Annotated in this window: 10 protein-coding genes, 2 tRNA genes and 1 other annotated feature; of the genes, 10 read left to right on the top strand and 2 right to left on the bottom strand. The window is 39.8% G+C overall.

All coding sequences use genetic code 11. From position 1 onward, the window contains the following. Positions 1-22: 22 nt before the first annotated feature. Positions 23-250: a FeoA family protein gene (locus J2Z32_RS09145; protein ID WP_210088856.1), complete on the bottom strand. Its 228-nt coding sequence runs from the start codon at positions 248-250 to the stop codon at positions 23-25. 177 nt (positions 251-427) lie between these two features. Between J2Z32_RS09145 and J2Z32_RS09150 the strand changes: the two genes are divergently transcribed. From J2Z32_RS09150 to zapA, 8 genes are all read left to right on the top strand, one after another. Continuing rightward, positions 428-1,384, top strand: coding sequence for an aldolase catalytic domain-containing protein (locus J2Z32_RS09150; RefSeq protein ID WP_210088857.1), 957 nt, complete (start codon positions 428-430; stop codon positions 1,382-1,384). Positions 1,385-1,655: 271 nt separating this feature from the next. After that, a tRNA-Pro gene (locus J2Z32_RS09155) sits at positions 1,656-1,732 on the top strand. A gap of 13 nt (positions 1,733-1,745) precedes the next feature. Then, positions 1,746-1,816, top strand: a tRNA-Gly gene (locus J2Z32_RS09160). Positions 1,817-1,990: 174 nt separating this feature from the next. Then, positions 1,991-2,416 carry a hypothetical protein gene (locus J2Z32_RS09165; RefSeq protein WP_210088858.1) on the top strand — a complete coding sequence of 142 codons (426 nt, stop codon included), beginning with the start codon at positions 1,991-1,993 and terminating at the stop codon, positions 2,414-2,416. 230 nt (positions 2,417-2,646) lie between these two features. Next, entirely contained in the window at positions 2,647-4,464 is a 1,818-nt protein-coding gene (locus J2Z32_RS09170; protein ID WP_210088859.1) for an APC family permease, read from the top strand. 217 nt (positions 4,465-4,681) lie between these two features. Continuing rightward, positions 4,682-4,959: a binding site (T-box leader), on the top strand. 60 nt (positions 4,960-5,019) lie between these two features. Continuing rightward, the gene (pheS, locus tag J2Z32_RS09175) at positions 5,020-6,054 is read left to right on the top strand and encodes a phenylalanine--tRNA ligase subunit alpha (protein WP_210088860.1); all 1,035 of its coding nucleotides are present in this window, start codon (positions 5,020-5,022) and stop codon (positions 6,052-6,054) included. Between the two features lie 26 nt (positions 6,055-6,080). Continuing rightward, positions 6,081-8,531, top strand: coding sequence for a phenylalanine--tRNA ligase subunit beta (gene pheT, locus J2Z32_RS09180; protein ID WP_210088861.1), 2,451 nt, complete (start codon positions 6,081-6,083; stop codon positions 8,529-8,531). Positions 8,532-8,685: 154 nt separating this feature from the next. After that, a complete protein-coding gene (gene zapA, locus J2Z32_RS09185; protein WP_210088862.1) occupies positions 8,686-10,236 on the top strand; it encodes a cell division protein ZapA in 1,551 nt (516 codons plus the stop codon). A 61-nt stretch (positions 10,237-10,297) separates the two neighbouring features. Here the strand turns inward: zapA and J2Z32_RS09190 are convergent, their stop codons facing one another. Further along, the gene (locus tag J2Z32_RS09190) at positions 10,298-10,660 is read right to left on the bottom strand and encodes a phage holin family protein (RefSeq protein ID WP_210088863.1); all 363 of its coding nucleotides are present in this window, start codon (positions 10,658-10,660) and stop codon (positions 10,298-10,300) included. A gap of 195 nt (positions 10,661-10,855) precedes the next feature. On the opposite strand from J2Z32_RS09190, the gene J2Z32_RS09195 reads away from it, so the two are divergent. Then, the gene (locus J2Z32_RS09195) at positions 10,856-13,195 is read left to right on the top strand and encodes an endonuclease MutS2 (protein ID WP_425342990.1); all 2,340 of its coding nucleotides are present in this window, start codon (positions 10,856-10,858) and stop codon (positions 13,193-13,195) included. 136 nt (positions 13,196-13,331) lie between these two features. Further along, complete coding sequence (locus tag J2Z32_RS09200; protein ID WP_210088865.1) at positions 13,332-13,856, top strand: hypothetical protein; 525 nt, start codon at positions 13,332-13,334, stop codon at positions 13,854-13,856. Positions 13,857-13,936: the final 80 nt, after the last annotated feature.

The following is a 13,936-nucleotide window of genomic DNA, read 5'->3' on the forward strand; positions in this document are numbered from 1 at the left end:
GTTCCCTTCTAAAAATATAGATCTATTTTGTAATCATGATTTGATCTGCCTCAGCCTTACGGATGCTTAGCTCATACCCTCGAATATGAATTTCAATCGGATCGCCAAGAGGTGCAACCTTACGCATAATGACTTGTGTACCGGGTGTAATGCCCATATCCATCAATCTTCTGCGAATAGATCCTTTTGCGCCAATGCTTGTAATCAGGGCGGTTTCGTTTGGTTTAAGCTCTTTAAGTGTCTGTGTCATGCTCAAATCACCTCCGTAAGTTTAGATATTGATAATCACTCTCAATTAGATGTAGAAATAATATATCATGGCAATATTTTGGCTACTGTGACAATTATCACGAGCTTTTGCTTTACATTATGAATGGGCTTCAAGTAAGATGGTAAATAACATAAACACTTGGAGAGGATAAGGACGATGAAATTAAATCAAAGTAAAATTGTAGACTGTACGATTCGTGATGGTGGCTTGGTGAACAATTGGAACTTCAGTATTGAATTTGTGCAAAAGCTGTATGCAGGCTTAAATGCGGCTGGCGTTGATTATATGGAAATTGGTTATAAAAATAGTCCAAAGCTATTAAAGGGAGCAGAGTCTGCAGGCCCATGGCGATTTTTAGATGATGATTTTTTACGTAAAGTGATTCCCGAAAAAGGACATACAAAATTATCAGCACTTGTCGACATCGGACGTGTAGATGCTAACGATATTTTACCGCGTAGTGAAAGCATGATTGATCTGATTCGTGTTGCTTGCTACATTAAAGAAGTAGATAAAGGTTTGCAGCTTGTGCAGCTATTCCATGATCTTGGTTATGAAACAACGATTAATATTATGGCGTTATCAAATGTCATGGAGCATGAGCTTCTTGAAGCGTTTGAAATGATCAAGGATAGTGTCGTAGATGTTGTTTATATTGTAGATTCTTACGGTAGTTTGGATTACAAGGATATGGAGCATTTGATTAACAAGTTTAAAAAACACCTTCCTAATAAACGTCTTGGCGTGCATACTCATAACAACATGCAGCTTGCATTCTCGAACACACTTGTTGCGGCTGCAAATGGAGTTGAATTGCTGGATGCTTCTGTATACGGTATGGGACGTGCAGCAGGAAATTGCCCTACGGAGCTTCTAGTAACCCATTTGAAAAATACTAACTATGAATTACGTCCTGTTTTACAAGTATTAGAGGAATTACTTGTTCCATTACGTGAAAAGGAAGAATGGGGCTACAACATTCCTTACATGATCACGGGTACGTTAGATGAGCATCCTCGTTCTGCAATGGCGCTTCGTGCTTCTGAAAATAAAGATAAGGTTGTAGATTTTTACGATAAGTTAACGACACCAGAGGTTAGCTTTGAGAAGTAAAAGTTAAAAAAGCATAAGGTAAGTAATAAAAAGTAAGAATCAAGAAGTAAGAATTAAGAAGTGAAAATTATCTTGATTAATGTTCAGAAATCCTCTAAAGCGGATTTTGATGTAAAGGAGTGCGTCAAGCCGTTTTAGAGGGTTTTAGTGTTATGTTCACGTATTTTAAATGATTGGAAAAAAGTTTTAGAAAAAAAGTATTGCATAAATGTGTTGAACGTGATATATTATTTCTTGTCTTCAAATGGTGAATCTTAATCGCCTTTGACTTCGGGATGTAGCTCAGCTTGGTAGAGCACCTGGTTTGGGACCAGGGGGTCGCATGTTCAAATCGTGTCATCCCGACCATATATAAGATTATGCGGGTGTAGTTCAATGGTAGAACTTCAGCCTTCCAAGCTGATAGCGTGGGTTCGATTCCCATCACCCGCTTCATAATGAATTCTTAAAAACCCTTAATAATAAGGGTTTTTTTGTTTCTGAAAATAAGATAAAAATTTGTTTTCGGTAAAATGCCAATTTTTCTCAATCTGAGTAACGTATCCAAGCGCACTATCAAAGTTTGAATATACTATCCTATCTCAATCAATAGGAGGTATAGTCAAAATGCCATTATTTCTTGATGCTAGAACTTCACAGAATGCAAGTTATGCTAACTCTATTGCAGTTCCCATTCTTGTAGTTGATACACCGGTATTATTTGGACAAATAGGCCTTACAACTACTGGAGTAGGAGCGAATCCTAGAGTACAGTTAACAGGGACAGTTTCAGTTCAACTGCCATTGGCGCTAGTGGGGATAACCATTACAGTCGTCAGAGGCACGCTATCAACAGACCCACTCGTATATTCAGCAACTGCAACGTTTAACCTCAGCGTTCTTGCGCCACAAGTTATCACATTCTCTGCTGCTGATTTTAATCCACCTATCACTTCGGACACATTGACTTATAGTGCATTTATTAGCTCTAACTTGCTTGGTACGATACGTGTTGGTCCAGAAAACTTTGATGGGCTACTTGCTTCTGATTAAGTAAAATCATACGCTCTTTATTAGAGTAACCCTCGCTTTAAGCTAGCGAGGGTTGTTTATGTTGTGTTTATGCTGATGAATAATTTAAACATGATTTTAAACCAAATTGGGAACAGTAATCTTATACTTTTAGTGGTAATTGAAACGTGAAGAAAAAGATTGAAAATTTATGAAAGTTGCGTCATAATACGTTTCTGGAGTTATTATTTTGGTAGGAGATGAAGAAGGGCATGTTCGATAAAATAAAGAGATTTTTAATAGGCAGGCCGATGAAATCAACGGAGATTGAGGGGGAAAAACTAGGTAAATTAAAGGCACTGGCTATTTTGTCATCTGATGCCTTATCTTCTGTTGCATATGGTACTGAACAGATCCTGATTGCGTTGATGGCTGTTGGTGTATCGGCTTTATGGTACTCTATTCCAATCTCGATTGCTGTACTTGGATTACTAACGATTTTAATCATCTCTTATCGGCAGACAATTTTTGCTTATCCTGGTGGTGGCGGAGCATATATTGTTGCTAAAGATAACATTGGAACCTCATCCAGTTTGATTGCTGGTGGCGCATTACTTGTTGATTATATTTTAACGGTTGCGGTAAGCTCCTCTGCAGGTACCGATGCGATTACATCCGCATTTCCAGCGTTACATGACCACCGAGTGGCTATAGCACTAATTATGATTATATTTTTAACGATTATGAATTTAAGAGGAGTAACAGAATCTGCATCCGTATTGGCAATCCCGATTTATCTGTTTGTCGTTTCCATCTTTTTTATGATCGGTTATGGCATGATTAAATACTTTACGGGTGGTGCTGTAATGGCATCCCATGAAATTCATGCGACCGTTTCAAATGTTAGCTTGTTCTTATTGCTTAAGGCATTTAGTTCAGGCTGTTCGGCGTTAACTGGGGTTGAGGCCGTTTCAAACGCGATCCCTCACTTCCGTAAACCAGAGGAGAAAAATGCGGCGGCAACACTCATGATGATGGGGATTATTTTAGGGTTGATGTTTATTGGAATCAGCTTACTTGCTTATTGGTTTGGTGCTGTCCCAAATCCGAAGGAGACGGTGATATCCCAAATCGCAGCAGGTACCTTTGGTAGAGGTGGAATGTATTATTTTATACAAGGGATTACAGCAATCATTTTATTCCTAGCCGCTAATACGGCTTACTCCGCATTTCCTTTGTTGTCCTTTATGTTAGCGAAGGATAAGTACATGCCACACATGTTTATGGTGCGTGGTGACAGATTAGGTTTCTCTAACGGGATTTTATTTTTAAGTACCTTTTCGGCTATTCTTGTCATTGCGTTTGAGGGACATACAGAAAGCTTAATTCCGTTATATGCGGTGGGGGTATTTATTCCTTTTACATTGTCTCAATTTGGGATGATGCTTCGCTGGATTAGACTTAAGCCTGAGGGTTGGGTAGTTAAACTAGTCGTGAATACGATTGGTATGCTCACAACACTATCGATTACCCTAATTTTTATTACTACAAAATTTGAACGTGTATGGATTGTATTTATATTTTTACCAATGATGGTATATGTGTTCCATCGTATTCGTACACATTATGATAATACAGCAGACCAATTGCGTATTGATCTTGAAATAGATAAACCCATTGCAAAAGGAAATACGATTGTTATTCCAATCTCAGGAATCACACAGGTAGTTAAAAATACTGTTAGCTATGCTAAAACATTATCTGATAATGTCGTTGCCGTATACATCGGATTTGATGATGAAGGGATTCAGAAAATGGAGCAAAAATGGGAGCAATGGAACCCTGGTATTCGTCTTATCGTGCTTAAATCAAGATATAGAAGTATTATGAGACCACTTATGAAATTTATTGAAACCGTGGAATGGAAAAAAGCAGAAGAAGATCATATTACAATTTTGATTCCGCAGTTTATTACCAAGCATTGGTGGGAAAACCTGTTACACAACCAGACGAGTATAATGATGCGAGCGTATTTGCTAAGACATAAGGATGTTATTGTGACTACCGTACCTTTCCGCTTGAAGAAATAATGATCATTTTTTAATTGAAGTAAATGTATTGGTGGAATTTGATTTTAAAAGACAATCTTCAGAATCGCTCTGTCTCTTCGCTAGTTTGGGTTAGCGATCAAGCACTGATTTCAAGTTTGAGCCTTTTAAAGTGCTTTAATAAAGTCCCCTTATTTATCGCTTAATCATTGATTTTCTTGCCATTGGAAGGAACTTCTCATATAATAAGTAAACAAAGGTAAATGCGTGGATAGAGACAAGTAAGCTAGCAACCACTATACAGGAAGAGGGCATAATACTGAGATTGCCTTTATGGATTGGACTAACTGAAATTCCCTCTGGAGCAGTGGCTTGAACAATTGATCCTCATAAAACCCTTTTCAAGGATGGATAAGGATGAATTCATTAGAGTTAACCGGCTGGCGAACCGTTATTTCGTAAAAGTGAGAGCAATTAATGATGGATATGACATAATAGCTCTAACAAGGGTGGTACCGCGGTCTTTTCGTCCCTTTTTTGGGAGAAAAGGCCTTTTTTGTTTGTCATGGAAACAAAACATAAGGGAGGACATGAAACATGAAGGAAAGATTAGAAGCGCTAAAGCAAGAAGCGATTGCAGGGCTTGAAGCTGTAGCGGATGCAAACATTTTAAATGATCTGCGTGTCAAATATTTAGGAAAAAAAGGGGCGCTTACTGAAATTTTGCGGGGAATGGGTGGATTAACTGCAGAGGAAAGACCCATCATCGGTCAAGTAGCAAATGAAGTGCGTAGTGCTATTGAAGGACTCATTGAAGCAAAAAATAATCATTTCCAACAACAAGAAACGTTAGCGCGTCTTGCAAATGAAAAAATTGATGTAACATTGCCAGGTAGACAACCAAGACAAGGTGGCATTCACCCTCTAAATCAAGTCATTCAAGACATCGAAGACATTTTTATTGGAATGGGTTATCGGATTGCAGAAGGACCTGAAGTGGAAACAGATTACTATAACTTTGAGGCACTGAATTTACCTAAAAACCATCCCGCACGCGATATGCAGGACTCCTTTTATTTAACAGAAGACCTACTTATGAGAACTCAGACTTCTCCTGTTCAGGTAAGAACGATGGAAGCGATGAAGGGGGAAGTACCCGTTAAGGTAATCTGCCCTGGACGTGTATACCGCCGTGATGATGATGATGCAACTCACTCCTTCCAGTTCCATCAGATTGAAGGGATTGTCATTGGCCCTCGTATTCGTATGAGTGATTTAAAAGGTACGTTATTGGAGTTCACACGCAAAATGTTTGGTGAGGATACACAAATTCGATTACGTCCTAGCTTTTTCCCATTCACAGAGCCAAGCGTTGAGGTAGACGTAACCTGTATGAAATGTCATGGAGATGGCTGTCGTGTATGCAAACAAACAGGCTGGCTTGAAATTTTAGGAAGTGGCATGATTCATCCACGTGTACTTGAAATGAGTGGTTATGACCCAGAGAAAGTAAGTGGGTTTGCGTTTGGTATGGGTGTAGAGCGGATTGCAATGCTGAAGTATGGTATTGATGATATTCGTTATTTCTACAACAACGACTTACGTTTCTTAGGACAATTCAAGTCACTTTAAATGTTGGGAAAAGGAAGGGGATTATTATGAAGGTATCAACACAATGGTTGGCTGACTATGTCAGTCTAGAGGATGTTAACATAGAGCAATTAGCTGAACAAATTACACGTTCAGGTATCGAAATTGATTCAGTAGAAAACCGCAACCAAGGCGTAAGCAAGGTTGTTGTTGGTTATGTGAAGTCGAAGGAAAAGCACCCTGATGCAGATAAATTGAATATTTGTAAGGTTGATGTAGGTGCTGAGGAAGAATTGCAAATTGTATGCGGGGCTAAAAATGTAGATGCAGGTCAAAAGGTTCCTGTTGCACTTGTAGGCGCTAAAATGCCAGGTGGACTTGAAATTAAAAAAGCGAAGCTACGTGGCGCATTGTCTCAAGGGATGATCTGCTCTGCAAAGGAGCTTGGAATTAACGATAAGCTTCTACCTAAAGAGATACAAGAAGGAATTTTGGTTTTACCTGCTGAAACTGAGGTGGGTACTGATGTTATTTCTTTATTAGGTCTTGATGACCAAGTGCTCGATTTTGATTTAACACCCAATCGTTCTGACTGCTTAAGTATGTTAGGTGCGGCTTATGAGGTAAGTGCTATTTTAGGACGTGAGCTTGCTTTACCTCAGCCAGACAAGGAGCTAACGGAAGGTACAGAGCCAACTGAAAATTTCATTAAAATAGGTCAACATGATGCTGAATTGTGTAGTCATTATGCAGTGCGACATATTTCTGGCGTAAAAATTGCACCTTCTCCATTATGGCTACAAAATCGTTTAATTGCGGCGGGAATTCGCCCGATTAATAACATCGTAGACGTTACGAATTATGTCATGCTTGAATATGGTCAACCGTTACATGCGTTTGATGCAGATACAATTGCAGGTCAAACCATCGGCGTACGCAAAGGTGTAAATAAAGAGAAGTTTGTTACATTAGATGGTCAAGAGAGAGAACTTGATGAGCATGATTTGTTGATCGTAGATGGCAACAACGCTCCGATTGCATTAGCAGGGGTAATGGGGGGACTCGCAACAGAAGTTACCGATCAAACGGTAAACCTCGTGCTTGAATCAGCGAAGTTTGATGGTGGAACCGTTCGTAAAACATCCCGTAAACTAGGTCTTCGTTCAGAAGCATCGCAACGTTTTGAAAAGGAAGTTGATCCTGCACGTGTAATTCCAGCTTTGGATCGCGCAGCGGCTCTGATCGCTAAGCTTGCAGGCGGAAATATTCATAAAGGCATTGTGGAAGCGGTAGGTACACAACAACAGCCAGTCGTGCTTCAGCTTACAGTAAATAAAGTGAACGACTATTTAGGCACAAGCATTACGATCGAAGAAATTACAGGGATTTTTGGTCGTCTACACTTTGACCATAAAGAGGTTGCTCAGGATACATTAGAGATTGTTGTTCCTACAAGACGTGGAGATATTACACGTAATGTCGATTTAATTGAAGAAATCGCTAGATTATATGGATATGATAACATCCCTGTGACAGCGATTGAAGGACCAGCTACATTAGGTGGCTATACAGGAGCTCAGCAGCTAAGACGTAACATTCGGGAAATGTTGTCTTATGCTGGATGGTTTGAGGTTATGGGGTATTCCTTTATTCGTGAGGGAGAAGCACTTAAATTCCCACAACAGTCTGCTAACCATCAAGAGGTTAAGCTTGCTATGCCGATGAGCGAGGATCGTAGCGTTATTCGTAGCAGCTTAATTCCAGGTTTAGTTGATATTGCTACTTATAATCACAATCGTAAGCAAAATAACTTAGCGATTTTTGAAATCGGTCATGTATTTCAATCTGAAGAAGTGAATCTTACAAAACAACCACAGGAAATTACGTTGTTATCTTTACTTTTGAGTGGAGAGCGTGAAGAAAAGTCTTGGAATGTAAGTTCTCAGCCTGTTGATTTCTATGATCTTAAAGGTGCAGTAGAGGCTATATTTATTGGATTAGGAATTGAAAATAGCATTAGCTATGTAGCCGATGAGCCACAAGGCTTCCACCCTGGACGTTCTGCCTCTATTTATTTAACGACAGAGCAAGGTAAACAGCATATTGGTACGCTTGGTCAGCTTCATCCTGAATTCCAACAAGAGAAGGAATTGCCTGACACGTATGTGGCGGAAATTAGCTTAGAGTCACTGTATACGCATAGTGGTCATGTCGCGGTTTATAAAGATTTACCTCGTTTCCCTGCCATGCAAAGAGATATTGCACTTGTGTTGGATCAAAACGTAGAAGTGGATAAGTTGATTACACTAATTAAACAAGAAGCAGGACAATTGCTTGAAGCTGTGGATGTGTTTGATGTGTTTACAGGTAGCAAGCTTGGTGAAAATAAAAAGAGTATCGCTATCTCCCTTGTGTACCGTCATAAAGAGCGTACATTAACAGATGAAGAGATTACTACCTTGCATCAAAAGGTTGTTTCTTCGCTTGAACAAACTTTTAACGCAGAATTAAGAAAATAGCAGGATTTTATTAAAGTCACATCGAATCTTTGTAAGTGTAACTGATTCGATGTGATTTTCGTTAACATTGTATAAATCCCATTGAATCCTTAGCTACTAGTAAAAAATCCTACACATCTAGACATCAGCGTAGTAACGAAGGAGGAACAAAGCTTTGACGACCCCTGAACGCGTTAGTATAAATGTAGAAATCTATGGAACCTCTTATAAAATTGTTGGCAGTAGTGCTGAATATATGAAGAAAATTGCTTACCGAGTTGATGAGCATATGCATGTCATTGCCAAAATGTATCCTCATCTTGATACATCCCGTTTGGCAGTACTTGCTGCAGTTCGAATGGCTGAAGAAGCAATGAAATCGGAACAGCTTGCTGTAGACTTGGAGCAGCTATCTGAGCAACATCAAAAGCTGAAGCAGGAGCTTTCTGTTAATCATGCATTGTTAGTCAAGCAAGAAAACATGAATAAAAGTATTCAAGAGGAGCTTCATCAAACCAAAAGTGATAAAAAATCGTTATTTGAACAGCTTGCTACAAGCAATCATAAACTCAAAGAAAATGAAGATGCTTCGCAAAAGCTTAACCAGCGGGCATTGGATTTGGAGCGCCAGTTAGCTGAGGTACGTTCTAGTAATACGAAGCTCCAAAGTAAGCTGCGTATTGTAGAGCATGAAGTGAAGCAAGAAAAAGACAAGGCAGTGAAGTTGAGTGAACAATTAAAGGATGTTCAGACACAGCTTGCTGCTTCAAAGGATGCTGTAGCTAAAGGCAAGGAGCATCAAACTAAGCTAGAGGAGCAGATCAATACACTGCAATCCTCATTTGAAGCTGCTAAAGCATCCTTGTTACAAGAGCAGAAATTGGTTCATGAAGCTAAACAACGTGAAGCGCAATTAAAGGCAAGCTTAGACGAAGCTCAAAAAAATGAGAAGACATGGCAAAAGTTAGCGGAAAATCGCAATACGGAAATTAGCCAGCTAGAAAAGTCTGCACTTGAGCTTGCTTCTATCCAAGAACAGCTTAATCAAGATATTCAAGGTTTGACTAAGGAAAAAGGACAGCTTATTAAGCAATTGGATGAACTTAAAGCTGAGGCTGAGCATAATACTGCGCAGCTCAAGTCATCTCAACAGAAGCTGGAGCAGGAAATACAAGGTAAGCTAAAGCTACAGCAAAAACACGAAGCAATGCTTGAAGCAAAAAATAAATTAGAGGATAAGCTGTATGAGATGGAGGCTAGCTGGCAACAAGCAGCGGAAGAGCTTGATTTTATGACACTTCAAGCCCAAGAACAAGCTCAAGAGCTGGAGGAGCTGCGTAAGCGTGAGGCAGATTGGCAGCAACAATATGAGAATGCGAAAAATGAGCTAGCTTCGTTCCATGCACGTGAACATGAGCTAGAAGCCGAGATTAATCAGTGGGAGGCTCAAGGTGCGGCTGGAAGCGAACGCCTGACACAGCTATCCTCACAATTTGAAACTATACAGCAGCAAAAGGAACAATTAGAGGCACAGCTTAGTGAAATTACAGATGGTTATGAGCTAATTTCTCATGAATATCGTCTGTTACAGGTGCAACGTGAAGTAGATCTTGAGAAATCTCAGAAGCTAGAGCAGGAATATGAGCATCTTCGTGATGATTATGCTAAATTACAAAATGAATATAACGAGTGGATTGAATTAATTGAACAGGATCAGAAGCAATAGCATATGATTTATGGAATTAAGCCCCCGTTATAGTCGGGGGCTACTTACATGTTGTGCAAGGTTAGCGCGAAGAGTTGCTCCTACCAGCTTCAAATGGTGTGGAAACGGGAATAAATAGGTCAATAATGCCAATAACTAATGCTGCCAATAATGCGCCGATAATGGAGACGCTAATACCGGACACAATAAACTGGGCAAGCCAGATTACTAAGGCACTAATTAAAAAACCTACGATTCCTCGACCAAATGGGGTAACTTTTTTGCCAAATATACCTTCAATTGCCCAACCAAGTAAAGCGATGACAAGTGCCAACATTAAGGCACTTCCAAAACCGCCTACACTAAATTGCGGTACGAGCCAACCTACAATCATCAAGACGATTGCAGATACGATAAATCGAACGACGTGTCCCAAAAACTGCATGTCTGAGCCCTCCTTAAAGATATGTTAAGTCCTGCACGTTATTATATTGTTCTATAATGTCCAATCTTATGTGTTAGGCTTGTTGTATAAATCCGTAAAATGCTGTGAATAGCGAGAATAAGGAAGCTTCGGTATAATAATTAAGGATAGCTCGAAGGGAGTTGACTAAATTTGGAACAAAAAGTTTTAGCAAAAATGGAATATCACAAAATAATTGAAAAGCTAATAAAATATTGCCAAACGGCTTTAGGACAAGCTGCTGCGGACGCCTTGCTTCCCTCTAATGATTTAGAGCATATTAAGCGACTTTTGCAAGCGACAGATGAATCCTGTAAAGTAGATCGTTTGCGTGGTGCACCAAGGTTTGGTGGAATTGTAGATATTTCATTTTCCGCAAAACGTGCACGTATCGGTGGCACATTAAATCCCCATGAATTATGGGATATAGCTACAACACTGGAAGGTTCTCGGCGCGTTAAACGTTATATTGCAAGCATGCATGAAGAAGATGAGATCGAATTATTGTACAAGCTTAGTGACGACTTAACTGAACAAAAACCGCTTGAGGATGCTATTAAGCGTTGTATTAATGAAAATGTTGAGGTGCTTGATTCTGCCAGTCCAGAATTGGCGCAAATTCGACGTGAGCTTCGAGGCGGAGAGGTGCGTATTCGTGAAAAATTGGATGCCATGATCCGTTCATCCTCTGTTTCAAAAATGTTGCAGGATCAAATTATTACAATTCGTGGCGATCGTTTCGTAATTCCAGTTAAAGCGGAATATCGTGCTCATTTTGGTGGGATTGTCCATGATCAATCCGGCTCTGGAGCTACTTTATTTATTGAGCCTGAATCCATTGTGGCTATGAATAATAAGCTACGGGAAACAAAGCTCAAGGAAGAAAGAGAAATTGAAGTTATTTTGCAAAAATTAACGGCGCTTGTTGGTGATCAGACAGAGCTTTTAATGTACGATTTAGAGATTTTGTCAGAGCTTGATTTTATTTTTGCTAAAGCAAGATTAGCACGTGAGATGAAGGCAGTGCTTCCGCGTATGAATGACCGAGGATTCATTAAGCTCAAGAAGGGCAGACATCCTTTAATTCCAGTGGAGCAGGTCGTTCCAATCGATATGGAGCTTGGCAACCAATATAGCACAATCATCGTTACAGGACCCAATACAGGTGGTAAAACGGTTACGTTAAAAACAATTGGCTTACTTAGCTTAATGGCAATGTCAGGTTTATTTGTGCCTGCGGAGGATGGGGTACAGCTATGTGTATTTGACGCGATCTATGCAGATATTGGCGACGAGCAAAGTATTGAACAAAATTTAAGTACATTTTCAAGTCATATGACCAACATCATTTCGATGCTTGGTGAAATGACCTCTAAAAGCTTAGTATTGCTAGATGAGCTTGGTGCAGGAACTGACCCTGCTGAAGGCTCAGCATTAGCTATTGCGATTTTGGAGCATATTCACTCACTTGGAACAAGAATGGTGGCTACAACCCATTATAGCGAGCTTAAAGCCTATGCTTATGAACGCAAAGGGGTTATTAATGCAAGTATGGAATTTGATGTGAACACTTTAAGTCCAACGTATCGTTTATTAGTTGGTGTACCTGGACGGAGTAATGCGTTTGCTATTGCTAGCCGTTTAGGATTGCCTGAGCACATTCTTGATTATGCACGTGGGGAAGTAAACGAAGAAGATACACGTGTTGAAAATATGATTGCCTCTCTAGAGCAAAATCGTTTAAGTGCTGAGCAAGAAAAGCAAGCTGCCGAGCAGTTACGTAAGGAGTTAGAGCAGCTTCGTAAGCAACATGAAGTGGAGCTTGAAAAATTAGAACAGCAACGTGATAAGCGGATTATAAAAGCGGAAGAAGAAGCTAGAGCTATCATTACAAAAGCAAAAAGCGAAGCGGAAAGCATTATCGCTGATTTACGTAAGTTGGCGCTAGAGGAAGGTGCTTCAGTTAAGGAGCATAAGCTGATCGCCGCTCGTAAGCAATTAGAGGAAGCAGAGCCTGCGCAACGTAAAAAGGTAGGAGCAATTCGTAAAAGTGGCAAAGCACCACGTACAATTGGTGCTGGTGATGAGGTTATGGTATATAGCCTCAATCAACGTGGTTTCGTAGTTGAGCTTGTAGGTACAAAAGAAGCGGTAGTACAGTTAGGGATTATGAAGATGAAAGTAAGTGTGGATGATCTGGAATTAGTAGCTGCTGCACCAGCTCAGGCACCAGTACAGCGACAAGCGGCAATTTTAAAGCGAACTAAAGATCGCGTATCCAGTGAGCTTGATTTACGGGGGGCTAATTTAGAGGAAGCTTACTTAGAGGTAGACCGTTTTATTGATGAAGCCTTTTTGGGTAATCTTGGACAAATTAGTATCATCCATGGTAAAGGAACCGGCGTATTACGTACTGGCATTACCGATTATTTACGGAAGCATAAGCATGTAAAAAGCTATCGTTTAGGCAACTATGGCGAAGGTGGTAATGGAGTCACTATTGTTGAGTTAAAATAAATGGCTCTATTTAACCTTCAGAATCCCTCTGTCTCTTCGCTAGTTTGGGTTAGTTGTCATGCACTAATTTCAAGATTGAGCCATTTGAACAGAGAAAAATTAATTTATAATGTGAAATGAAAGGTGGTCAAACAAGATGGAAGCAACCATTTGTCCATGGTGCCAGACGGAGATTGTATGGGATGAGGAATTAGGACCAGAAGAAGAATGCCCCTATTGCCATAATGAGTTAGATGGTTATCGTACTTTAACCTTTGATGTAGACTCGGCTCGATCAGAAGATGATTTAAACAATTATGGAGATGAAGAGGAAGGACTAGGTCACTTGCGTGGCCAAAGTGGAAAAGGGGCTTCACATTTATTCCATGCAGCTGGACATGATCCTTTAGTGTATGAGTCGGCAGTTGAAAAGCTGCTGGATACACAAGATGTTGTACCTGAATGTCCTCATTGCCGAGAATATATGATTTTTTCAGGTCATCACGTATTAGGTGCAAACGAGTTTAAGGCAGCCATTCTTCCAAGCTATGACAAACCTTTATTACAATCTAAGCTACAATATAATGTATTTATTTGCCCTTCCTGCTTTCATGTTAGTCAATTTTTAGATGATAAAGAACGTTTTCCTTTTATGAAGGCAATTAGCAAAGAAGAAGATTAATACCATTTACGAAACGCCAACAAGAGGACTTGTCTAAGTCCTCTTAGTCTTTCTAACTTAAAATCTATTGAGTGTATTCA

This window comes from Paenibacillus turicensis (assembly GCF_017873435.1).
GTDB classification, from domain to species: Bacteria; Bacillota; Bacilli; order Paenibacillales; family Paenibacillaceae; genus Fontibacillus; species Fontibacillus turicensis.

What these genes read in the sequence shown, in the direction of transcription:
- J2Z32_RS09145 (WP_210088856.1), bottom strand. Translation starts at nt 250, where the DNA reads ATGACACAGACACTTAAAGAGCTTAAACCAAACGAAACCGCCCTGATT.
- J2Z32_RS09150 (WP_210088857.1), top strand. Translation starts at nt 428, where the DNA reads ATGAAATTAAATCAAAGTAAAATTGTAGACTGTACGATTCGTGATGGT.
- J2Z32_RS09165 (WP_210088858.1), top strand. Translation starts at nt 1,991, where the DNA reads ATGCCATTATTTCTTGATGCTAGAACTTCACAGAATGCAAGTTATGCT.
- J2Z32_RS09170 (WP_210088859.1), top strand. Translation starts at nt 2,647, where the DNA reads ATGTTCGATAAAATAAAGAGATTTTTAATAGGCAGGCCGATGAAATCA.
- pheS (WP_210088860.1), top strand. Translation starts at nt 5,020, where the DNA reads ATGAAGGAAAGATTAGAAGCGCTAAAGCAAGAAGCGATTGCAGGGCTT.
- pheT (WP_210088861.1), top strand. Translation starts at nt 6,081, where the DNA reads ATGAAGGTATCAACACAATGGTTGGCTGACTATGTCAGTCTAGAGGAT.
- J2Z32_RS09190 (WP_210088863.1), bottom strand. Translation starts at nt 10,660, where the DNA reads ATGCAGTTTTTGGGACACGTCGTTCGATTTATCGTATCTGCAATCGTC.
- J2Z32_RS09195 (WP_425342990.1), top strand. Translation starts at nt 10,856, where the DNA reads ATGGAATATCACAAAATAATTGAAAAGCTAATAAAATATTGCCAAACG.
- J2Z32_RS09200 (WP_210088865.1), top strand. Translation starts at nt 13,332, where the DNA reads ATGGAAGCAACCATTTGTCCATGGTGCCAGACGGAGATTGTATGGGAT.